26 protein-coding genes and 1 pseudogene are annotated in these 21474 nt (G+C 28.9%); 16 read left to right on the top strand and 11 right to left on the bottom strand.

Annotated elements, in window-relative coordinates; genetic code table 11:
* Nucleotides 1-18 precede the first annotated feature (18 nt).
* From J2Z43_RS12755 to J2Z43_RS12745, 3 genes are all read left to right on the top strand, one after another.
* The gene (locus tag J2Z43_RS12755) at nucleotides 19-177 is read left to right on the top strand and encodes a DUF6440 family protein (protein ID WP_327786973.1); all 159 of its coding nucleotides are present in this window, start codon (nucleotides 19-21) and stop codon (nucleotides 175-177) included.
* Between the two features lie 159 nt (nucleotides 178-336).
* Complete coding sequence (locus tag J2Z43_RS12750) at nucleotides 337-738, top strand: phage holin family protein (RefSeq protein WP_209457511.1); 402 nt, start codon at nucleotides 337-339, stop codon at nucleotides 736-738.
* A 3-nt stretch (nucleotides 739-741) separates the two neighbouring features.
* Nucleotides 742-1212: an N-acetylmuramoyl-L-alanine amidase gene (locus J2Z43_RS12745; protein ID WP_209457510.1), complete on the top strand. Its 471-nt coding sequence runs from the start codon at nucleotides 742-744 to the stop codon at nucleotides 1210-1212.
* 476 nt (nucleotides 1213-1688) lie between these two features.
* Here J2Z43_RS12745 and J2Z43_RS12740 read toward each other — a convergent pair whose 3' ends face one another.
* Nucleotides 1689-3227 (bottom strand): thiol-activated cytolysin family protein, encoded by a 1539-nt coding sequence (locus J2Z43_RS12740; RefSeq protein WP_209457509.1) that lies wholly within the window; start codon nucleotides 3225-3227, stop codon nucleotides 1689-1691.
* Nucleotides 3228-3875: 648 nt separating this feature from the next.
* Between J2Z43_RS12740 and J2Z43_RS12735 the strand changes: the two genes are divergently transcribed.
* Both J2Z43_RS12735 and J2Z43_RS12730 read left to right on the top strand, forming a co-directional pair.
* A complete protein-coding gene (locus tag J2Z43_RS12735; protein WP_209457508.1) occupies nucleotides 3876-4358 on the top strand; it encodes a hypothetical protein in 483 nt (160 codons plus the stop codon).
* The gene (locus J2Z43_RS12730; RefSeq protein WP_408631525.1) at nucleotides 4316-5074 is read left to right on the top strand and encodes a hypothetical protein; all 759 of its coding nucleotides are present in this window, start codon (nucleotides 4316-4318) and stop codon (nucleotides 5072-5074) included. Before J2Z43_RS12735 ends, J2Z43_RS12730 begins: the two co-directional genes overlap by 43 nt.
* Nucleotides 5075-5471: 397 nt before the next feature.
* Here J2Z43_RS12730 and J2Z43_RS12725 read toward each other — a convergent pair whose 3' ends face one another.
* The gene (locus tag J2Z43_RS12725) at nucleotides 5472-6017 is read right to left on the bottom strand and encodes a DUF1697 domain-containing protein (protein ID WP_209457506.1); all 546 of its coding nucleotides are present in this window, start codon (nucleotides 6015-6017) and stop codon (nucleotides 5472-5474) included.
* Between the two features lie 171 nt (nucleotides 6018-6188).
* On the opposite strand from J2Z43_RS12725, the gene J2Z43_RS15075 reads away from it, so the two are divergent.
* Both J2Z43_RS15075 and J2Z43_RS12720 read left to right on the top strand, forming a co-directional pair.
* Nucleotides 6189-6317: a hypothetical protein gene (locus J2Z43_RS15075; RefSeq protein WP_268828407.1), complete on the top strand. Its 129-nt coding sequence runs from the start codon at nucleotides 6189-6191 to the stop codon at nucleotides 6315-6317.
* Nucleotides 6318-6912: 595 nt separating this feature from the next.
* Nucleotides 6913-7767, top strand: coding sequence for a collagen-like triple helix repeat-containing protein (locus J2Z43_RS12720; RefSeq protein WP_209457505.1), 855 nt, complete (start codon nucleotides 6913-6915; stop codon nucleotides 7765-7767).
* A gap of 571 nt (nucleotides 7768-8338) precedes the next feature.
* On the opposite strand, the gene J2Z43_RS12715 is transcribed toward J2Z43_RS12720, so the two are convergent.
* A complete protein-coding gene (locus tag J2Z43_RS12715; RefSeq protein ID WP_209457504.1) occupies nucleotides 8339-11374 on the bottom strand; it encodes a cell wall-binding repeat-containing protein in 3036 nt (1011 codons plus the stop codon).
* A gap of 107 nt (nucleotides 11375-11481) precedes the next feature.
* Between J2Z43_RS12715 and J2Z43_RS12710 the strand changes: the two genes are divergently transcribed.
* Nucleotides 11482-11634, top strand: a complete 153-nt coding sequence (locus J2Z43_RS12710) for a hypothetical protein (protein WP_209457503.1) — start codon at nucleotides 11482-11484, stop codon at nucleotides 11632-11634.
* A gap of 208 nt (nucleotides 11635-11842) precedes the next feature.
* Nucleotides 11843-12466: a hypothetical protein gene (locus J2Z43_RS12705; RefSeq protein WP_209457502.1), complete on the top strand. Its 624-nt coding sequence runs from the start codon at nucleotides 11843-11845 to the stop codon at nucleotides 12464-12466.
* Between the two features lie 728 nt (nucleotides 12467-13194).
* Here J2Z43_RS12705 and J2Z43_RS14930 read toward each other — a convergent pair.
* From J2Z43_RS14930 to J2Z43_RS14910, 5 genes are all read right to left on the bottom strand, one after another.
* Nucleotides 13195-13341, bottom strand: a complete 147-nt coding sequence (locus tag J2Z43_RS14930) for a hypothetical protein (protein WP_234926402.1) — start codon at nucleotides 13339-13341, stop codon at nucleotides 13195-13197.
* A gap of 78 nt (nucleotides 13342-13419) precedes the next feature.
* Entirely contained in the window at nucleotides 13420-13566 is a 147-nt protein-coding gene (locus tag J2Z43_RS14925) for a hypothetical protein (protein ID WP_234926401.1), read from the bottom strand.
* Between the two features lie 73 nt (nucleotides 13567-13639).
* Nucleotides 13640-13867 carry a hypothetical protein gene (locus tag J2Z43_RS14920; protein WP_234926400.1) on the bottom strand — a complete coding sequence of 76 codons (228 nt, stop codon included), beginning with the start codon at nucleotides 13865-13867 and terminating at the stop codon, nucleotides 13640-13642.
* Complete coding sequence (locus J2Z43_RS15350) at nucleotides 13864-14007, bottom strand: N-terminal phage integrase SAM-like domain-containing protein (protein ID WP_234926399.1); 144 nt, start codon at nucleotides 14005-14007, stop codon at nucleotides 13864-13866. Before J2Z43_RS15350 ends, J2Z43_RS14920 begins: the two co-directional genes overlap by 4 nt.
* Nucleotides 13992-14207 carry an Arm DNA-binding domain-containing protein gene (locus tag J2Z43_RS14910; protein ID WP_234926398.1) on the bottom strand — a complete coding sequence of 72 codons (216 nt, stop codon included), beginning with the start codon at nucleotides 14205-14207 and terminating at the stop codon, nucleotides 13992-13994. Before J2Z43_RS14910 ends, J2Z43_RS15350 begins: the two co-directional genes overlap by 16 nt.
* 326 nt (nucleotides 14208-14533) lie before the next feature.
* Here J2Z43_RS14910 and J2Z43_RS12695 point away from each other — a divergent pair, with 326 nt between their 5' ends.
* The 7 genes and pseudogenes from J2Z43_RS12695 (at nucleotide 14534) to J2Z43_RS15345 (ending at nucleotide 18287) form a co-directional block, all read left to right on the top strand.
* A complete protein-coding gene (locus tag J2Z43_RS12695; RefSeq protein ID WP_209457501.1) occupies nucleotides 14534-14893 on the top strand; it encodes a RusA family crossover junction endodeoxyribonuclease in 360 nt (119 codons plus the stop codon).
* Between the two features lie 10 nt (nucleotides 14894-14903).
* Nucleotides 14904-15170 carry a hypothetical protein gene (locus J2Z43_RS12690; protein ID WP_209457500.1) on the top strand — a complete coding sequence of 89 codons (267 nt, stop codon included), beginning with the start codon at nucleotides 14904-14906 and terminating at the stop codon, nucleotides 15168-15170.
* Nucleotides 15171-16806: 1636 nt separating this feature from the next.
* A complete protein-coding gene (locus tag J2Z43_RS15450; RefSeq protein ID WP_209457607.1) occupies nucleotides 16807-16974 on the top strand; it encodes a hemolysin XhlA family protein in 168 nt (55 codons plus the stop codon).
* Nucleotides 16975-16985: 11 nt separating this feature from the next.
* Entirely contained in the window at nucleotides 16986-17249 is a 264-nt protein-coding gene (locus J2Z43_RS15215) for a hypothetical protein (protein WP_327786966.1), read from the top strand.
* Nucleotides 17250-17264: 15 nt separating this feature from the next.
* Nucleotides 17265-17723, top strand: a pseudogene (locus J2Z43_RS15210) (N-acetylmuramoyl-L-alanine amidase); the annotation flags it as partial.
* A 111-nt stretch (nucleotides 17724-17834) separates the two neighbouring features.
* Nucleotides 17835-18089 carry a YitT family protein gene (locus J2Z43_RS14905; RefSeq protein WP_234926397.1) on the top strand — a complete coding sequence of 85 codons (255 nt, stop codon included), beginning with the start codon at nucleotides 17835-17837 and terminating at the stop codon, nucleotides 18087-18089.
* Between the two features lie 18 nt (nucleotides 18090-18107).
* Nucleotides 18108-18287, top strand: coding sequence for a YitT family protein (locus J2Z43_RS15345; protein ID WP_327786972.1), 180 nt, complete (start codon nucleotides 18108-18110; stop codon nucleotides 18285-18287).
* Nucleotides 18288-18398: 111 nt separating this feature from the next.
* Here J2Z43_RS15345 and J2Z43_RS12670 read toward each other — a convergent pair whose 3' ends face one another.
* The 3 genes from J2Z43_RS12670 to J2Z43_RS12660 all read right to left on the bottom strand — a co-directional run bounded on the left by J2Z43_RS12670 (nucleotide 18399) and on the right by J2Z43_RS12660 (nucleotide 20984).
* Nucleotides 18399-19025: a GNAT family N-acetyltransferase gene (locus tag J2Z43_RS12670; RefSeq protein ID WP_209457499.1), complete on the bottom strand. Its 627-nt coding sequence runs from the start codon at nucleotides 19023-19025 to the stop codon at nucleotides 18399-18401.
* Nucleotides 19026-19893: 868 nt separating this feature from the next.
* The gene (locus J2Z43_RS12665) at nucleotides 19894-20043 is read right to left on the bottom strand and encodes a hypothetical protein (RefSeq protein WP_209457498.1); all 150 of its coding nucleotides are present in this window, start codon (nucleotides 20041-20043) and stop codon (nucleotides 19894-19896) included.
* A 455-nt stretch (nucleotides 20044-20498) separates the two neighbouring features.
* Entirely contained in the window at nucleotides 20499-20984 is a 486-nt protein-coding gene (locus J2Z43_RS12660) for a ferritin-like domain-containing protein (protein ID WP_209457497.1), read from the bottom strand.
* Between the last annotated feature and the right edge of the window lie 490 nt (nucleotides 20985-21474).

The following is a 21474-nucleotide window of genomic DNA, read 5'->3' as shown; positions in this document are numbered from 1 at the left end:
AATGTAAGATTTTAAAAAATTTATAAAGAAGGAAAACTTTCCGCTTTGACAGAAATTTGGGTTGATAGAGAAACAGGCGTGAATTATTTATATCATGTAGATGGATATTCTGGGGGATTAACTCCTCTTCTAGATAGTGATGGAAAACCTGTTATATCTTCAATCGACAAAGAATAAATTTAAATTTTTAGATAATATTAACTGAATAATTGTATATAAAAATGTAAAGAGGACATTAATCCTGTGTACATTTTTATATATACACTTTGAAAGGCATCACTTAATGTGGTGCTTTTTTAATGTAATAACTCAAAATAAATGATTGGAGATTGATAGATGAATGTTTATTCAGAAAAAATAAGCACAGCCATAGGTGTAATAGGAACTGGTTTAACATGGGTACTTGGAACATGGGATATAGCAATAATAGTATTGGTAATGTTTATGTCCTTAGACTATATACTAGGGTTATTAAAAGGAAAGGTTAATAATAACTTAAACAGCAAAACTGGATTTAAAGGATTAGCGAAGAAAAGTGCAATATTAGTAGTATTAATAGTAGCAGTATGTTTAGATCGTTTAATAGGTAATGGCACATGGGTGTTTAGAACACTTGTGTGCTATTTTTATATAGCAAATGAAGGACTTAGTATATTAGAAAATTGCAGTCAGATAGGTATAAAAGTACCTGTTCAAATACAAAATGCTTTAGAACAATTAAAGGATAAGGGGGAATAACTTATGAAAATCGCAATAACAGTAGGGCATAGCATACTTAAAAGCGGAATGTGTACTAGTGCTGATGGAGTAGTAAACGAATATCAATATTGCAAGATGTTAGCACCAGTATTATCAGATATACTTATAAAAGAAGGACATACAGTAAATGTAATTATTTGCCCTGAGAAGCAATTTACTAGCAAGAGCCAAGAACAACCATATAAATTAAGTAGAATAAATGGTAAGTGTTATGACCTAGTTATAGAATTACATCTTAATAGCTCGGATAATAAAAACGCAAAAGGTGTAGAGACTATATATCATCAAAATAGTTCAAAAGGTAAAGCTTATGCAGAGAGAATAGAAAAGAAAATAGTAGGGTTAGGTATAACGAGTAGGGGAGCTAAAAAACAAACTGAGTTTGTACAAAAGAGTTTTTATATACTAAGCGGAACAGATTGTCCCGCGGTTATAATAGAACGGTGGTGCTAGTAATAATATAGATAAGTTTGGCGGTCATGTAACAAAGTTTGTTGGTAAAGACTTTAAAGTGACTTATAGAGAAGTTGTTAAGTGGTTAGAAAATAGAAAATTGATGTAGATTTTACTTTCAAGTAAAAGTTAAGAGTCAACCATTTTAGGATAACTATTATATTAATATTCTAACTTATAGATAATATATACATATAACGATATTTTAAAGAAAATATTTTATTAAAAAAACAATATAATAGTTTTTAATTTTATTTTTTCTAGGATAATCATACCTACAGAAATTACAATAGCATCATAACTATTAATTATAATTGCATTATTCACTTTGATATTATTGTTTGCAATCAATTAAAAAAGACCTTTTAGCGGAAGGCCTTTTTTATTTGTATCTATATTAATTTTTTTAATTTCGTATAATAGATCGTAGTAATCAAAATAATACAAAAGAGTAAAAAATGGAAGGTTATTATATTCTAGTCTTTCGCTGTAACTGAAGTACTAGGATGTAACGTTGTTCCACCTATTGAATAAGTTCTTTCTTTTACCAGTGGAATATTTTTATCATCTATGATAGTTCTCCACCATTCCCAAGCTAGACCAGTACACTCTCTAATTTTTACATTTATATTTCTGGAATTACCTTTTAAATATATTTCTGTATTAAATTTTGCTGTTCTATTTTTCATATTATCATCCCAAGCTTTATGTGAGATTACTTCATTACCATTTTCATCGTAATCAACCTCATCCCATGTTATATCGAAATCAGCAACATAAGCTCCGTGATGATCAAGTTTTATCTTCCCATGCGTATATTCTTTAGATGTTGTTTCTATATATTCGGTTCTATTGTTTACAGTTGCTACGCTATTATCCTTTAAAAATGTACTTGTATAAGAAATTGGGTAACCAGGATTTTGTGGACTATACACTGAATTTTTTTTAATAAGTGCTTTTATTTTGTTAAAATCTTTAGTTACTACCTTATTATGTTGTTCTGCTCCTCCTCCTAAAACAGTTGCGGTAAATGAGCTTTGTTCTAATATATCTTTATACTCAGCATTACTTTGTACATCTTGACCGTTAATTAATGCTTTAAACGCTGCTTTTACATTTGTACTATTAGATGTAGTTTCTAGTTTTACGTAAACTGTTCTACCGTAAGCTACATTAGATACATAAGCTGGAGGATTATCATTATTCATACCTTTTTTAGTTAATGAATCGTATGTTACGTTATCACCAAATAAATCTGAAGGTTTGTTTGGAGCATCTACGCTTACTGTATAGAATATTTGTTTATAAGACACTACCATAACTTGTTTTTCACCTTTAAATATAGAATCGAAGTCTATATTTAATGATTTATTTATTGTTTTTAAGTTACATCCAAACATTGTTGATAATTGTGAAGAACTATATACCATAGTATCAGAATAGTTTACTCTTGCAGGAATAGTGTACTCAGACGAAAAGTTCTTATTCCATTTTTTAAGTAGAGAATTTATGGAACCATTTACAGAAGAGTAGGTTGGTGATTCTACAACTTTAGATCCACCTTTACCCATTCCAGGTAAATCAATACTTAAAGTAATTGGCTTTCTTTCACACGAAACCAAAGTTGGTTTGTTTTCTACTAGACTTCTATTTGCTAACTGTATAGCACCAGGGTAAGTCTTATCATTTATCGAATCAATTATTGATATATCTGCAGTAGAATCTGATATGCTTTTCTTTTCACGCTTTATAACAGTATATTTGTTTGGATCATTGTGACCTTCTTTAGGGATAAAGTTTTCTATATTCTCACCACTAAAAGATAATATTTGTTTTGGATCATATCTTAGATTATAAATATGATCGTCTATAACCCCGCTATTATCAATAGATACTATTTCTTGTGGTTCTGGCATAATGGCTTGTACAGCATCTCTCATTAGTAAATTGCATATTATTGCAGAGAAAACTAGGACATAGGTGAATGACTTTAAATATCTTTTTTTTACTTTCATAGACAACCCGCCTTTTTGGATAATTATTTATATTTAGTTAAAATTAACATATAATATATTTTTCATAAATATGAGCCAAGTAATATTAGTATTTAAATGTTATTATATAATTTAATAAATAATATAATAACATTAAATACTAAATTTCGTGCAACATATTTAACTTATATATTAGAATTAAGTAATTTTAGTACATTTAAGTTTTTTACAGTGGGACATAATGCTTTTCTTTAAACAATTTTAGAGATTAATTTTAATCACTAATCATTTAGGATTTGCTTAATATTTAGCTATTGTGTGCAGCGGCTAATAAAATAGCTAGCTCTCTTTTAAAATACTTCAGGTTCATTTTTCTTTCCTCCTTTGTTAAATTTGTGTTAAGAACCGTCATTAGTATAGTATAAGATATATGTTAATTCAATATTTTATACAAAACTGGTCAATATAACTACATAACTGGGAATTATTACTAATTAGGTTGAATTATCAAAGATACATATAGAAAAGTAGTAGAGTGGTTGGAGGATAGAGAATTATTGTAAATGTAAGGTAGGTGCGATTTGTGCCTACTGTTATTTTTATTTAAAAACGGTAAAAATTAATTTTGTATGTTATTATGTAATATAATAATAAATTAAATATAATTCTATGCAAGGAGCTGTCAAATTGAATATATTTTTAGACACAAATATTATTTTTAATGATCCGTTTTTACGAAGAGGAAAATTGTCTGTATTAAACGAACTTTCCATGCTTGATGATTCAACAATTTATTTAAGCAAAGCTGTTGTTGCGGAATTGAAGAGGGGGCATTTAAATTTTATTAACGAAAATCTCGAGATTGTTAAACGAAAATCCGGAAATTTAAATACAAATTTGTTCGATAAATCAAAACATATTGATGTTAAAGTAGATTTAGATTACTTTAATGAGCAATTTGATACAAGAATAGAATCAATGGTGAATCAAGGAATGATAAAAATAGTACCGTATTATTTAGAAGTTCTTGATGAAATAGTAAGAATCGACATGTATGAAGTACTGCCATTTGTTCAGAAAGATCATGACGATAAGGTGAAAAAAAATCAATTCGTGATGCAATTATTTGGTATTCTTATGTTGAGCATATAAATGAAAATGATTTAAAAAATTGTTTTTTTATTTCAGATAATACTACTGATTTTGCTGAAAATCATAAGGTTGCACAACAAAGTGATTCTCAAGAATATAAGATATCAGAAAAATTAGGTGATTCACCATATAAAAGTGCTCATAAAAGTGTAAGTGATTTTATAAAAGTATATGAGAATAATATAAATAAGATTTTGGATAAAAATTATATATATGGTGATGAAGTAAACTCATTAATTAAAGATAAACAGATTTTTATTGATTTTATTAACGATAGCAGAATAGAAGAAAAAATTATAAAAGCTACTGAAAATGAAGTAATACAATATATTGAAAATGAAAATATTTCTGGTATAATTTCTAACAGTTCACCTTTTATAGGATATACTACTTATGTTGATGAGGGATTTACATATGATAATTTTGAGATAATGGATATTACTTTATTAGGGGACAATATTGTTCTGGATTTAACATTCGATTATTTAAAAGATATTGAACTTAATAGTATAGACACCATAGATAAACAATTTATTGATTCTAAGGTTATAACTACTTGTTATAATATAAAAGCAACTTTAATTTGGACTATAGATAAATCACTTAAACCAGATGAAATTATATGTGAAGATAATCTAGCGGATATATCAATCGAAATCATATCTCAGGAAGTTGAAATGGAACCTTATGATGATGGACTTGATTTATTACACTAATTTAAATAACAACAATCTTTTTTATGCTTAAAACTACCATACCTTGACCATACTATCCCTAAGAGGTGATTATATGGATATATTCGATGAAAAAGGAATCAAACCAATGTTAATAGCAGAACATAAAGAGGCATTTGATTCTGATGATTATATATTTCTCAGCAAATTATAAATTGCCGAATGTTTTTTCCATGTTGGGAATGACAAATTTAAGATCCATATTTTTACCTATCCTTTCTGTCTAATGGTTTGAATGAATCTTATTTGTTTGATGGTCTTACACGGTAGGGAGCGACCTTTGGTTTCTTGTTTTTCTGCTTTCGTAGTATCACGTCCTTTCAAAAAATTAGGTAAAAAAATAGACACCTCATTTTAAGTGTCTACCTTTTACATATATTTATTTTTCTGTAAGTTCTAAAAGTTTTTTTGTTGTATTTGCATTCCTAATTGTAACGTTTTTATTTACTGATGAACTAGCAGTTTTTGACCATCTTGTTTTATTGAAAGTCTTCAAAGAAGCAGACCAAAAAATTACATTACCATAGCTATCAACCTTTTCATATTCAGGCTTCGCGTTACCAACTTCTGCGAATACTTCTTCTACACTAGTGGGAGGAATTACGAAAAATGCATTGTCATATATTTCCTTATCTTCTGTATTCCACCACACTGGTGCATTTTTCAAAACATCTGATAACTCTTTTGCCGATATAACTGTTACAGGAATACTTAATTTAAATTTACCTTCGATTATAGATTCACTTTTTCTTATCAATTCGCTCTTATCTTGCGTATTGCTAGAAAAAATAACATTTCCGCTATTAATATAAGAAATAACATCTAAAAATCCAATTTCTTCAAACGCCAGTTTCAATTCTGGCATTGATATTTTGTTTTTACCTCCTACGTTTACACCTCGTAAAAGTGCTATGTACTTTTCCAATAGTGATACCTTCTTTCATATTTTATATTATCAATAGTATATCACATAGGCATGACAATCTGTTTAAGCATATTTAACACTACTTTGTTTCTCCGCTTTTCAAGGATAATTCGTAGTATCAAAGCTTATACATAAGTAGTAAATTAGTCACAATATAATGAAGAAAATGAATTGATATATAAAGGACATGTGACTTTAGGCGTTAGTCTTAGGAAGCTCAATCAGTATAAATATAAAAAAGCTAGTAATCCACCTATTAAGTACGTTCCAAGTGGATCAAATAATGAGGATGCTGTATAGATAGAGCCTACCTTAGTTGCTACAATTGAGTATATGCCAAACGATCGAGGTTCTTTAAGTCAGCCAGTTTTGAAGGGAATTAGAGAAGATAAACCACCTATAGAATGCAGAGAATGATAAAAGGGTAGCTTAATTGCTACCCTATGTTATCTACATTAATTAACATTACTATAATTTATTCTCTGCAACAAGTGCAACAACTAAAACAGCGACGACACTTGCTGCATATACATCTTATTGAAAATCTTCTTCTGCAACCTAGACATGTTATGAATCCGAAGAAGAAAAATCTTTCCATATAAACACCTTCTTATAAAATTAATAGGAATACAAAAATATTCCTATTGTATGGTATTCAAATTACATTATTTCTGTTAGTTCTACATTAAACAATTACATAAAAACTAATATACTATGTAGCATATAATGCTATCTTTTTTTCGCTTGTTTCTCTAATAAGCAGATATGTTAGTAGTTCTAATTCCAATTATAGACTCAGCTCAGGAGTCAATTATTTACATCAAGTCACGAAAGCTTTATTTTCTACATAATATATATAGATCGTAGATCAAATAAAGATTAGGAGTTGTAATTAATGGGATATAAATATTTTAGCGATGATAACTATAAATTCAACAAACACAATTGCTGTAATGAGTGTTGCGATGACTGTTGTGACAATTGTTGTGACGAATGTTGTCATAATCCTAAACCACCACATTGCTGTCCACGACGTGGAGTGACAGGAGCGACCGGATCAACTGGAGCGACAGGTCCAGCTGGTGTGACGGGAGCAACAGGGTCAACAGGAGCGACAGGGTCAACCGGAGCAACAGGAGCTGCTGGAGTGACAGGTCCAACCGGAGCAACGGGAACAGGAGCGACAGGTCCAACAGGTCCAACTGGAGCAACGGGAGCAACAGGGTCAACAGGAGCGACGGGATCAGGAGCGACAGGTCCAACAGGTCCAACAGGAGCAACAATAGGAGCAACAGGAGCGACGGGAGCAACAGGAGCGACAGGAGCGACAGGCGGGGCATTTACACCGGCATTTGGAACATTTAGACATGATCCAGAGCCTTTGGGGGGATTTATTCCTGCAAACAGCGATATTACATTCGAATTTGTGGCCGGAGAATTTGAGAATTTAGGTTTTATCCCAGGAAGTTCTGATATTACGATATTGCTTGATGGGATTTATCGCATTGACTATTTAATCGAACCTATCTACCTTGGAGGACAGACGTTAACGATTCAGGTAAACGGCGTTGATGTGACTAGCAGTGATCGTTTTAATGAGCAAAATGGCCGTAATAGTGATATGTCAATGACAGTTTTCGTTTCTCTGGTTGCCGGAGATATTGTTACTTTTCATGTAGCTGGACAGGAGTTTCTAAATATATCAACTGCTGATCCAGTAGCGAATATATCCTTGGAACGAATTGCATAGAACATTGCTCTACAGTATAAAGAAACGTATAAAAAAGTAGTTGAATGGTTGAAAAATAGAAAATCAATGTAGTAGAAAAAAACATGCCACCTTATATATTTAATAAGGTGGCATGTTAAATTTACTATATCTTACATACCGGAAGGAAGATACATAAATAAGATTCGAGAACACGACAATGAAGTCGTTTATGAATCTCACAATAAAATAAAAAGGAATCCATGATAATCTTATGGATACTTTATAATATATTGTTTTAAATAATATGTGAATATTAAATATTAAAAGGGCAGAGTTATGCAAATGATAAATACAATTCATTGGCATACTATCTCTAAAAGGCGATAGCATGGATATATTCATAAAAGGTATTAAAATACGAAAGAGTCTATGCAAATACAAAAGCATAGACTCAATATTTATTAGAAGCAAATATTCAAATTAGTGGTTATGTACCACTAGTATATTATATAAAAGGGTAGCTTAATGCTACCCTTGTTTTGATCATTTCGGTCTTTAATATCTTATTGTCAAAAGTGAACTACTGTCAATAAACCGGATTCCATTTATATTATTCAATATTTTTTAAGAACTCTTCTATTCTTGAATTATTAGATATAAGAAGAGATCGATTGTTTTGTGTAGCAAATACAGAGCCTACTAATGCATCTGGATAATTCTCCCCTGTAGTTACAACTATATTTTTAAAGTTGGGAGAAATATGTTTTGCTACAAAATGAGATGTTTCATATCTATCTGATCCGGCTATTCTCTTTACAGTATGAGTATTTTTTAAATTCTTCTCTATTGATTCAGATACTGATTTAGAACCTCCACCTATCGTTATGTCTTTAATTTCTAAATCCTTTATAGTTTTTGCAGTTTCACTCGATAACGAATCTGGTGTCGTCAATAAGATAGGCATTTTTTCTTTAACTGCCATAGCAGACATATTTATTGCATCTGGAAAATTAGTTCCATCTACTAAAATAGCTTTTTTAGTATAACTTTCGGAATCAGCAACTTTTTGTGCTATTAATGCAGAAGTTTCATATCTATCCGTACCACCAAATCTATTTATATTGTAATTTCTTAATACGTTTTCAATATTCTTAGAAATAGATGAGTTTCCTCCTATAATAATTACATTTTTTACATTAAGTCGTTGTAATTCATTTTCTACTTCTTTTGGAATATTATTTTGCTTTGTAAGTAACAAAGGAGCTTTTAGTTTATCTGCTAAAGGTGTTGAAGACATTACGTCGGTATAGTTTTCACCATTAGCTATTATGGCAACATCTGCATTCTTGAATTTTTTACTTACCTCTACGGATGTTTGATATCTGTCATTACCAGCTATTCTTAATACATTGTGTTTGGATAACCTATTTTCAAAATCATTGTTAATGCTATCTGATCCTCCGATAATTACAATATCTTTTTTGTTAGATTGCATATTGCTGGAACCACCAGAGCTATTATGGTTAATATCTTTCTCCTCTAATCCTAATATAGCTTTCTCTAGTTTAACCATAACACTATCTATTTCTTCCTGAGTGGAATCATCTTTTGATACCATATCATTTGCTTCTTTAAGAGCTTCATCCAGGGATTTTTTACTTGCTACTGTGAATTCTTTATTTTTTGAAGGTTTTTTAGATTTTGCTTCTTCTATAACCTTAATTAGATTTTTTTTATTTACATCTGTCACTTCAACTAAATTATTTATTGAAATTTCAAGATCTTTTATTGTGCTATTTATCTCATCTTGAGTAGATGAATTTTTTCTTGATACATCTTTTGCTTTAGAAAAAGACATGTCAAAGGTTTTCTTAGACTCCTTAGAGAATATCTTTCCTTCAGATGGATTTAATGAATTAGCTTTATCTATTAATTTTTCTAATTCTGTTTTATCTATCTTGTATTCAATATTACTTACCGTTAGATTATCGTCGCCAGTATAATCAATTTTCTTTCTTATATCTATGTAATTTGGGTGACTAATCTCTATTATGTTTTCACCTTTAATTAATTCTTTTTTAGGTATTTCAACGCTGGTTAAAGAGTCCTCAAAATCAACTATATTTCCGTTTATTTTAATTGAAAGATTCTTATCAACTATATCGTATAGATTATCTTTATTTTTGTCGTTAAACATAATTTTAAGATCTTCATATTTTATATTTAGATTAGCATCTGCATATTTTTTTGACTGAACGCTCTTTTTAAAATCTATATATCCCTTTGATTCAATCTCAAGAGTGTGTTTTCCTTGTCTTCCTAAAAAAGACTCCTTATCTATAATAAGTTTATTATTTTTTATTGAATATTTTATTGGTGTTATTTCGAAACCTCTTGGGTCGAAAAGACTTATTTTAGTTATATTATTTAGCCAATCAATATTGTCGATATGTTTTATTTCTAGATCTTGACCTTGCTCTATATAATCTAAGTCAAAACTAGGGCACTCTTTAACTGATAAGTCTATATTAGGTACTGTTAAGTCTAATTGTGCTGTAGTATAAGAACTAGCTTTAATTTTAATAGTGTATTTTTCACCTTGTTTGAAAAGACTTGGTTTAATTTCTAACTTATCCTTATTTATATTATAATCAAGTCCTTTTTCAAGAGTCGTTTTTTTATTTTCTGCATCAATTAATAATATTTTAGTCATATATCTTCTTAAGTAGACGTCTTCTCCTTGTTCAGTTGTAATTGTGTAATTTAAATTTCCATTATCATTAAATTTTCCATATAATTTTGGTGGATGAAGTAATGGAGAAATCACTTTATATTCATCTATAAAGCCAGGCACTCTAAATTCTATTTGATATATATCGAAGTCATAAGTCTTTTCTAAAAAAGAAATAGAAATTTCATTATTCTCCTTATCTACATCCAATTTAAAATCGTTGGATCTTACATTAGTCCCAAAGCTTCTATTACTAATAGTTATATGTTCCTTTTTTAAGGAGTTAATCCACTCGTTTGCATTTAAGTTTTTTGCTTTTATTTTCAGTACACACCCATCTCCTTCGCCCATTTCACTTGCAGATAAATCTGGTGTTAATTTTAAGTCAGAGAAATCTTTTGGTGTTATTAAAGAGTACTTATATACATTATCATCTAGATAGAAATAAAGATTATTATTACCTTCTTTCAAGAATTTATATGGTATATATATATCGTACCAAGATGCTTTATCTATGCTAACATCAGAATGTTCATATTTCGTATTATTAATTCCGATATGGCTGATTGCATTTTTGAAATTACCACCTAACTTATCTTCATTTATTGTTAGTATTAAATGACCCGTTTCATTTTGAAAAATAGACTCTTCTACAAATTCATTGTCAATAATTGTTTTTATCTTACTTTCATCGATATTTTCTGTTTTAGGAGTGTTATCTTCATCTGGATCTTCGTATCCACCGTTAAAACCCTCAGTTCCAGAACCAGGATTAAATGTTGCTTTTGTCATTGCGTCAATCTCAACTGGTTTTACGTTATAGTTTTTCTTAATCGAACTTGTATCTGCAAAAGATAAACTTGAGGATGTCATTGTAAAAATAATCATAGCCTGTAATATTATTGCTTTTTTCATATGAATACTCCTTATTTTATTATTTATTCTTTGAGAATGAATGTCAATATCATGAGAATAGCACAAATAGATTTATTATTCAAGAGTAAAGAATAACAGTATAAACAATGGTTCACATAAATGACGATGTTGTTTGGCTTGAGCTAACTCTAGTATGTACAGTTGAGTATATGCCAAATGACAGAGGATCTTTAAGGCAACCGGTATTAAAAGGAATTAGAGAAGATAAGTTACCAAATGAGTGTAAAGAGCTAGAGTAAATACTAGATCTTTTATTGTGACATACACTTATTATATATTTAATTATTCTTTGAAAATTATTTTAATTTGAAAACTTGGATTAATTGATAATAATGGCCAGTTATACATTTTAAATGACCAGTTATGCATAAAACGTTGAAATTATGTTTTAATTTTACTATTCTAATGTTGGTTATTAACACAAATTCAACAAAGGAGGAAAGTAAAATGAATCTAAAGTTTTTTAAAAGAAAGGTAGCTATTTTATTAGCTGCAGCATTGATATTATTACCTATATGTGAAACTACATATGCACTTGAAGGAAGGAATGAAACAAACTTATCATCAGAAGGCAAAACAACAGAAAGGGAACATACCGAAGAGTTAGTAAAAAAATATGGTTTAAAGATATGCGAAATTCCTGAAGGAGTAACACCTATTGTTGTTAATAGTGAAGAGGAACTGCAAGAGGTTTTAAAAGAGTTCAATGAAATTAGCAATGAAGTTGAATCTTCTGATTATAATAATATTCGATTAGCAAGAGCTGCTTCCACATCGAAATCACTTAAATATTCTAAAAAAATCGGCATGGGTGCGAACTTTAATGTTTACGGAGATGTCCATGTTTCTAATAAAAAAATAACTAAAGTTACTGGTAAAGGTCAAAGTTTAACTGGGTATACATTAGGTTTACATCTAGTAAAAGGGCCAACTACTGCTAATATAGAGTCTAATAAGAAGAGTGTTACATTAAAAGCAAGAGGAACAATTAATATGAATATATTAGTCAATGGTATTGGTACAGTTGCTTCAAAGGATCATACAGTTACAGGTACATATAAAATTAAATAGAAAGAAGAGAGTAAAATGATAGATATATACTTTGTCGGACAAATTGTAAATACTGCACTATTAGTGCTGATTTTTTATATAGTTTATAAAATATTAAAAAAAATATAAAAAAAGAAGAGAAAAACTACTCAAGTTTTATTACGAAACTACCTGCTTAAATGTAGGTAGTTTTTTACGTAAACATAATGAACTTTAATTAAATTTATGTAAAAAAATAGAGAAATCAAAATAAATAGATTTCTCCCAGGGTCACTTTAATCGATTACGCTTAACGTTTATCACATCTTAAAACAAGTTTAAGAACGCTACGCTTGTAATTCACTTGTGTAATAAAGTGTATGCAAATGAATTATAAATGTGCATGTACGCTAAGAAAAAGGATTGTTAAGAATATAAAAAGTAAGACCTAGAATATCTAGGTCTTTTTTGTGACACTTTATTAAGAACTTTTTATAGGAGAAATTATCACAACGTGTTGTTATTTTATTCCTATTTTTATATACTTTATATTATTTATTAAAGAGAGATAAAAAAATATTTTGATTTTAATATGATTCTGAAAAAAATAATACAGGCATTTTATTTGTGTAAAATACGGAAAATGCAAAACAAAAGGATTGAAATATCAATATTACGCAAATAAAAACATTTTTAAAACGCTCCCACGCATTCCCGCCAGTAAAAGTTCTAGGCATTAGAAATACTAATGCCTAGAACTTTTTTATTTATCATTGATACCTTTTTGATACCATAAAGTCTAATCTTTGAATAACTTCAAGTTGTTTATTTGGGTATAGGTGTGAATATGTATTCCAAGTTGTATCTACTTTTTCATGCCCTAAACGTTCGCTTATAGTAAGAACATTTACGTCCATATTTATAACAAGCTTGCATGAGAATGCCTCAAGTCATGCACCGTTAATTTTTTTACATAGCTATAGCTGCATATTTTTTTACATAGCTATAGCTGCATATTTTTTTAATTGCTTTCCTAAATATGTTTTTGCAAAACTGAAAATACGATTATCTTTTTCTAATCCATATAAATTATCAAGGTAATTATTAATATCGTTATCTGTAATCATTTCTTGGCCATTCATTTTTGTATATGTTTTATTTATATCTATTAAAGAGTTATAAATATCTATATCTGAAAGAGTTAGATCCATCAATTCACCAATTCGGATACCTGTCCAAAATAAGAATATTAAAAGCAAGTTTTATATCTTTCTTATCTACTGCAGAGATAAATGTATTAAATTCTTCTAAAGTCCAAAAGTCCATATCTTGAGCTTTCTTCTTACCCATAGAACCTGCTATAAGGGTTGGATTAGACTTAGGTCCATAATAATTAACTGCATAGTTTAAAACTGATGTTAATTGATCATGTATACCTTTCAAGTAAGTTTGAGAGTTTGCCAGTTTCTTATATGAATAGGAGTGACATCACTTATTTCTAATTTACCGAATGTAGGTAATACTTTATTTTTAAGAATGTTTTTCTTTTTTTTAATTGTTGTCTTTTTTAATCTTGTAGACATTCCTCTAGATATTTTTCTGTAAGGTTTTCAAATGTGATTTCAGGAGATGTTTCTAACGAATTTAAAAAATCACGTTCCCAATCAAGCGCTTCTTTTCTAGTTTTAAAACCTCTTTTTAATTTTTGTTTATTTTCTCCTGCAAGGTCTTTATATCGACATCTTATAAACCATTTGCTATTATCGTCTTTGTAAGCGGGCATAGTGTACTTCCTTTCAGAATGTTTGTTTAATTTTATATATAAAAGAGGAGTGGTTACTACTCCTAATTTATTTAAAAAAATAATGAGATTGTTTCGAAAAATAAAAGGCTTGAGAGAGATAACCAGTATTTGAAGGAAAAAGCAGGTTTGAATAATTTAAATGATGATGATATGGGAGGTAAGTAATATTAAAAGGTGGAATTGACACATGGGAACGATTAAAGTCGAAAATTAATATAATAAATATTGTAAGTTACTTTAACATAATATGAATTTCATGCAAAGCATATGCACCTTCTTAAAATACAGAAATATGAGGGGAAGAATTGAAAGTAGAATTTACGATACCAGGAGAGTGTGTCAGTAAGGACAGACCAAGATTTAATAATGGGCATGCTCGAACGACAGATAAAACAAGATATTTTGAACAGTCGATAAAGTATTTGTATGGCAAGAGACATTACTTTGAGGGATTAATCAAAGTAAGTATTGATATATACTCTAAGAAGCCTAAGAAACCAAGTTATTTAAGACCAACAAAGAAAGATATAGACAACGTGGTTAAGGCTGTTTTAGATGGGTTAAATGGCAAGGCTTTTAAAGATGATAGGTACATATGTGAGTTACATGCTAGTAAGCAATATGACGATGAAGCAAGGATTGAGGTTACTATAGAAGATTTATAGGAGTGATGTTATGGCTAATGATTTAAAGAAAGTATGTATTGAGTTTACTGAGAAAATATTAAAAGGGTATAGAGAATTGAAACTACATTTGGAAGAATTAAAAAGGCTTAAAGAAACTTTAAAGTGTGAGTATACGACACAAGCCATTACATATGATAAAGAAAAAATATCTCCTAAATTTGGCTCTTCCTCTTTAAAAATTTCACTCCCGAACAATATTATAGCTATACCTTTCACTGCTTCGTTTTTCTTGTTTCTTAGTTGCCTTTCACAGTAGTTTGTTATGTCAAGGTTATTGAATAATAAATATATTAATGTTAATTTATAACAAATTAAGTATAATAAAAAACTATACTGGGAGGTTTATATGAAAAATAACAGAATTAATAAGATTTTAGCAACTACGATGGCAACAACTATACTTGTAACTCCGAGAACTACCTCAAGTTCTATTCTTCGGAGTGGGGCGTGCATGTGAAGTGTAGTATTAATCTATGTGCAGCTCATAAACTTCGCTTAACGATTGTATTTTAGCAAATACAACTCCCGATAGACTTAGATTAATTTCTAGGTCTTATTTTTTTATTTTCCAAGTATTAATTAGTGTAATACTGAAGAGAAAAGCATACCGCAGTTATAATTAGGCGGTATGCTTATGTAAACCTATATATATTTTTTATCTTTCAACCATATATTACTACTCTTACTTATACTAACTTAATCACCTTATATAATGCACCCAATCTATTTTAACCGTAAATTATTTTACAGTGAAAAACAATTAATACCAATTAATCTCTTAGAATAGATTAATAGATTTTTTTAATAAAGAAAAATATTATCACTATTACGACATAAATTCCATATTATATTATATATAGCGGACAAGAATCAATCCACTATATTACTTAAATTAATAGAATTAATTTAAGTAGACGTATTTTTTACTCACTATACTTTTATAATAAAGGGGGGTATAAATGAGACTTATAAGATGTTCGCAATGTAGAAGAAGATTTCGTAGAAGTCGTATATGTAGAAGATGTGGTTGCTGCAGAAGATGCTGTAGATGCGGTAGAGAGGATCAAGCATAATAGATTATATAAATTAATGCGTAAAGAAGAACTCTAGAAATAGGGTTCTTTTCTAATGCAATAAAGGAGAGGATAATGAGTAAAAAGAAAGTTTGGGTTGATGCTGGACATATTGGAATGACTATAGATTTACCTAATTTATAATAAGGAGCTGAAAAAAATAAGTAAAGAAGTAGAAAATTTAAAAAGCAAATAAACAAGATAAGTAAATGTAATGGAATAACGAGCGAGGACTATACTAAGTAAAGTTCTTTTTTTATGAATAAATTTAATAAATAATAGCATAATATTAATGTACTGAATACATGAATTTTTCTTCACAGAAGAAACACCCTGGTATTAGTTGCTTCCAACTCCTATTCCAGTGGTGTTTTTTCGTATGTTATTATAATATTTATATTTATTTATTGATCACTAATATGTGTTTAGTATTTCCTTTTTGGGAAAAAACACCTTAGTTCCCTAAATTAAAGGTATTTTTTTGCTTTTACAATTGTAATAACTTTTTTATTGCATAATATCAAGGGTAATTTAATATATTGTAATAGCACTGACTGATATTTATTCTTTTGGTGTTTAGACTTTTAATTACCTATATACCTAAACACCTTTAAAAATGAGGTGTTTTTGTATTAAAATAAAAATAATTGTATATAATATTAACATGGTTCATGAGTTCACTTTAATAGTGTCTCTCCTTACAGTTGTGTATTATATATTCATGAAAAAGCACCGCTTTATGTGGTGTTTTTTTATTGTAAATTTTGGGGTAGATCATTCTATCCCTTATATAAATTTTAAAGATTCGGAGATGAATAAATAAATGAGGAACTGATTAAACATCAAATTGATACACATAAATGTAGATTCGATAACCACTCAGAAAGATTAGATAAGCTAGAACAGCAACAAGCTGCTTTTGCTATACAAATAGAAACATTATGTAGTGATTTAAAGGGATTAACAGGCAATTTAAACAGTAGATAAGGGGTGATATTATGAAAATAGCAATTACAGTAGGACATAGTGTACTTAAAAGTGGATTATGTACAAGTGCTGATGGAGTAGTTAACGAATATCAATACTGCAAGATGTTATCTGATTTTTTAGTGAAAATACTTAGATCAGCAGGTTGTACAGTAGATGTAATTATCTGCCCAGAGAAACAATTTACAAAGTCTACAGAGGAAAGAAATTATAAATTAAGTAGAATAAATGGAAAGAAATATGACCTAGTAATAGAGTTGCATCTTAATAGCTAAAACGGTAGCGCAAAAGGTACAGAAGTACTATATTGCTCTAATACAGGCAAGATGTATGCGCAAAGAGTAGTAAATAAACTAGGAACTGTATTTACAAGCAGAGGTGTAAAAGATAGACCAGATTTGTACATTCTTAACTCTACAGATTGCCCTGCCATAATGATAGAAACATTCTTCTGCGATTATAAAAATGACTATGATATAGCTACAAAATTGGGTTATGGAGAAGTTGCTAAACTAATAGCAAAAGGTATTTTAAATAAATCAATAGCGAGTGATAAAGGTAATAATGAAACTAAACCACAGACATACGACAATGCAATAATATATAGTGGAGATAGAGACAAGGCAGTTGCTATTATAATGAAGGAATTTCTCCCTAATTCAACTATAGTAGACATTGCAGACTACAAGAGTTACATTCGTAGAAATGCTTACGCTATAGGAGGTGGAGCATCTAAGGGATTAGAATAATTCCCAGACAATGTTACTAAGTTTGTAGGTAATGACTTTAAAGAGACATATAGGTTAATGGTTAAGTGGTTAAAAGATAGAAAATTAATGTAGATATAAGGTGGGTACAGTTTGTACCTGATAGCACTTATACTAAGCAAAAAATTCCCTTTTAAAGCAACAAATTTACTTAGCGGTCTTGATGGAACTATTGTTATAGCATCAGGATTCGTAAATAATAGTATAGAGACAGCTCTATATTCAGGTATAGCTCTTCTCGTAATAGTGAAGATTGCAGATATAATAGTAAAAGGATTTAACTCATCGAGAGCATTTTATATAATCTCAGACCAGCCACAAAAAGTTAGAACGGCAATAACTGGTTAATTAAATAGAGGACTAACTATTTTAGATGGTAAAGGCGTCTATACAAAAACAAGCAAAGAGATACTACAAGTAGTAGTAACAAAAAAACAAGAGCTATTTTTAAATAGACTTGTTATGGATGTTGATCCAGAGGCGTTTGTCATTGTTTCCGATGTAAAAGAAGTCTACGGTAAAGGATTTAAAGTTCTGGGATCATAATAATCATAAATTATTTACTAAATTTCAATAGGTCTTAATATGAAGATATGAGGGTTTACTCTACTTCTATTAAGACCTATTTCTTATTTGAAAATTATTATTTAAATAACACTAAAACAAATACTTATTGTATCTAGTATAATTCTCCTTATAAAGAATGTATCTGTAGCAAACAGTGTCTTTTGTATTTAAAAGAATAGATTTAAATAGTTTATTTTTATTTGTCTTTTTATTTGTATTAGAAAATTTTTTTGTAACTGTTTCTAGATATATAAATCCTAAATTCTTGAGCGATTTAGTTGAATTAGAGTTTTCTTTATATGTTTCAGCTATGATTCGTTTTAAATTTAGATGTGTAAATCCATAGTTAATCATAGCCTCAGTAATTTCTGTAGCATAGTCATCTCCCCAATAATTTGGATTTATACAGATGCCTATTTCAGCTTCCTCATCGCCAGGCTTTATATTGTTAAATCCCTGATTTCCTATGACTTTATTATCTCTTTTAGAAACTATTGCGTAGTGCCCTACTCTTCCTTGGTTATAATTATTTATAAAAAACTTTTTTATAAACCCTTCAGTATCTTTTATATTGGAATGTTTTTTTATTGGTAAATACTTTACTACAATGTCTTTACTATAACATTCATACAAATCTTTTGCGTCAGATAGTCTCACAGGTCTTAAAAAGCAATTTTCACTCTCTAGCGGTTTCATTTGTGAATACTCATTACTCATACTATCCTCCCCCTAATATCATTATCTATATATTATAGTATTTATTTACTTGAATTTAGTTCGCAATACAAAATTACCCACATTAGACCAAACAACTCAAAGTAAATGGATAGTTTTTTAAAACGAACATTCCATCTTAATAAACCTAATAAGATGGAATGATACATTACTATTATTTCCCCAAAATTATATGAATGAATAAATGAATAAATTTGTTACTGTAATATTGAAAAAAAGTTTTGATATTTAATTAAAAAACAATGTATCTCAATTCACTTAAGGCGGACTTAAATGTAAACTATAATTTTAGTGGATTATATTATTGTCCACTGATATATAATATGAAATTTATGTCGAAAAAGTGTTTGTAAAATTGTTTGTTGGTAATGACTTTAAGGAGACGTATAGAAAAGTGATTGAGTGGTTGGAAAATAGAAAATATATGTAGATAGTAAACAAGGGTAGCTTAATTGCTACCCTATGTTATCTACATTAATTAACATTACTATAATTTATTCTCTGCAACAAGTGCAACAACTAAAACAGCGATGACACTTGCTGCATATACATCTTATTGAAAATCTTCTTCTGCAACCTAGACATGTTATGAATCCGAAGAAGAAAAATCTTTCCATATAAACACCTTCTTATAAAATTAATAGGAATACAAAAATATTCCTATTATATGGTATTCAAATTACAATATTTCTGTTAATTCTACATTATTGATTAAACAATTACATAAAAACTGATATACTATGTAGCATATAAAAGATTTTAAAAGTTATACAGCAGAGAAGCTATTTGTAATAGGTGGAATAACAGAGGAAGATTTACATAAAAGTAACAATTATAATCAATAACTATGCTATTTTTTTTTCGCTTGTTTCTCTAATAAGCAGATATGGTTTTTCAGTATTTCTAATTGTGCTTCAATTTCATTATCTTGATTGTCATTACTATTTAAAACTGTTTCTTGAGCAGCTGAAGTTGAAATATTTTGCCCTATATTTGTCAAAAAATTTCCGAGTGCATCCTGTTGGATTGTCTATTAATAAGATACCTGTTATTGAAGATAGAAGCGAAAATTGTTTAGCAGGCAAGTTAAAAAAACAAGATCCTTTTAAGCAATTTTTATTTGTTTTGTCATTACAATCCATATCCATCACCTTCCTTATTATTTATAATATGAAAATATTAATTGATAGTGTAGAATTTAATTTATTATTTTGTGTTAGTTATTAAAAATAATAAAAAATATGTCATCTTAATTAAAAAGATGACATGAAATATAGTTTTATTTAAAAGCATTCTAGGGAATGATATGGAATGTAGAATAGTAATTAAATAATTCTACTCTAGTATACTATATAGAAAATAATATATTATTGTGAATGGTATAAAGTATTTAAAAGATAGAAAATTAATTTAGATATGTAAAAAGGTAGCTTAATTGCTACCCTATTTTGCTATTTACTCTAAGTTTGAAAGCTCTGTTAGTAAATAATTATATAAGCCTATATGATATAGCTCATCAGATATGATACTTGAAATCATATCTCTATCGTAAGAATATGGTAAACCACCCATTATGAGTCTATTTTTTTTTATAGATTCTAAATCTTCATTGATAGAGTCTTCTAATCCAGCTATAAGATTTTTTGGTGGATAAAAAACCCCTTCATAAAATGGGGCATAAGTGCCAGTAAGTCGATGATAAATATTTTGTAGTAAGATAGCATGTTTTAGCTCGTCATCTCTTGCAGATTCTAAAAGTGTTATTACTTGTTTTGCCTCAGATAGTGAAAGAGATGGTATAGGAGAAAGTTCTGATATCCTAACATGGTCAATCAACCACTGAAAAAATTGCAAATGTTTTTCTTTAGATATTATAGATTCACCAATCATATTTATTGTATTTTGCAATTGGTTAGTATCTGGGTGGAATTCTTCAGGCATAAATAACCTCCTAAATAGCTTTACTATAGATATATGTTCTAATTAAAGTTTTGTATACTTTTCGTTATATGCCTAAAATAACCCATAATTGACCATACTACTCAAGGAGGTTGATAGTATGGATGTATTCGATGAAAAAGGAATCAAACCAATGTTAATAGCCGAGATGCAAGAAGACCTTATTGATCTATAGGAAATATGCCACCTTAATTTCTAAATTGGAATTGAAAACTTATCATCTTATCAAATGGTAATGGAATTGATAGGTAAAATTAATTGTAAATCCAGTATAAAATAAATTGTATATTATAAATATTAAACTCTAAATAGGATAATTTTAAGATAAATATTATATCTAGATGGATATATCTATCTTTTATACAATTTGAGAATAAATAAGATAAACAGAAAATATAATAATAAGGGGTTTAATAGACTAGATATTAAATAACTACAATAAAATGAGGAGTGGTTATTAATGACTAATAGT

This window comes from Metaclostridioides mangenotii, assembly GCF_017873185.1.
In the GTDB taxonomy this organism is placed as follows: Bacteria; Bacillota; Clostridia; order Peptostreptococcales; family Peptostreptococcaceae; genus Metaclostridioides; species Metaclostridioides mangenotii.
Note: the sequence above shows the minus strand (reverse complement) of the source record. Positions and strands in the feature narration are given on the sequence as shown.

Bases quoted from the DNA above. Each gene is read 5' to 3' on its own strand.
- J2Z43_RS12690 (WP_209457500.1), top strand. From the start codon at position 14,904: ATGGCTAATGATTTAAAGAAAGTATGTATTGAGTTTACTGAGAAAATA.
- J2Z43_RS12735 (WP_209457508.1), top strand. From the start codon at position 3,876: ATGCAAGGAGCTGTCAAATTGAATATATTTTTAGACACAAATATTATT.
- J2Z43_RS12660 (WP_209457497.1), bottom strand. From the start codon at position 20,984: ATGCCTGAAGAATTCCACCCAGATACTAACCAATTGCAAAATACAATA.
- J2Z43_RS15350 (WP_234926399.1), bottom strand. From the start codon at position 14,007: ATGTCTACAAGATTAAAAAAGACAACAATTAAAAAAAAGAAAAACATT.
- J2Z43_RS12715 (WP_209457504.1), bottom strand. From the start codon at position 11,374: ATGAAAAAAGCAATAATATTACAGGCTATGATTATTTTTACAATGACA.
- J2Z43_RS15215 (WP_327786966.1), top strand. From the start codon at position 16,986: ATGAAAATAGCAATTACAGTAGGACATAGTGTACTTAAAAGTGGATTA.
- J2Z43_RS12705 (WP_209457502.1), top strand. From the start codon at position 11,843: ATGAATCTAAAGTTTTTTAAAAGAAAGGTAGCTATTTTATTAGCTGCA.
- J2Z43_RS12710 (WP_209457503.1), top strand. From the start codon at position 11,482: ATGGTTCACATAAATGACGATGTTGTTTGGCTTGAGCTAACTCTAGTA.
- J2Z43_RS12670 (WP_209457499.1), bottom strand. From the start codon at position 19,025: ATGAGTAATGAGTATTCACAAATGAAACCGCTAGAGAGTGAAAATTGC.
- J2Z43_RS12720 (WP_209457505.1), top strand. From the start codon at position 6,913: ATGGGATATAAATATTTTAGCGATGATAACTATAAATTCAACAAACAC.
- J2Z43_RS14925 (WP_234926401.1), bottom strand. From the start codon at position 13,566: ATGAATGGCCAAGAAATGATTACAGATAACGATATTAATAATTACCTT.
- J2Z43_RS12750 (WP_209457511.1), top strand. From the start codon at position 337: ATGAATGTTTATTCAGAAAAAATAAGCACAGCCATAGGTGTAATAGGA.
- J2Z43_RS12745 (WP_209457510.1), top strand. From the start codon at position 742: ATGAAAATCGCAATAACAGTAGGGCATAGCATACTTAAAAGCGGAATG.
- J2Z43_RS12740 (WP_209457509.1), bottom strand. From the start codon at position 3,227: ATGAAAGTAAAAAAAAGATATTTAAAGTCATTCACCTATGTCCTAGTT.
- J2Z43_RS14910 (WP_234926398.1), bottom strand. From the start codon at position 14,207: ATGCCCGCTTACAAAGACGATAATAGCAAATGGTTTATAAGATGTCGA.
- J2Z43_RS14930 (WP_234926402.1), bottom strand. From the start codon at position 13,341: ATGGACGTAAATGTTCTTACTATAAGCGAACGTTTAGGGCATGAAAAA.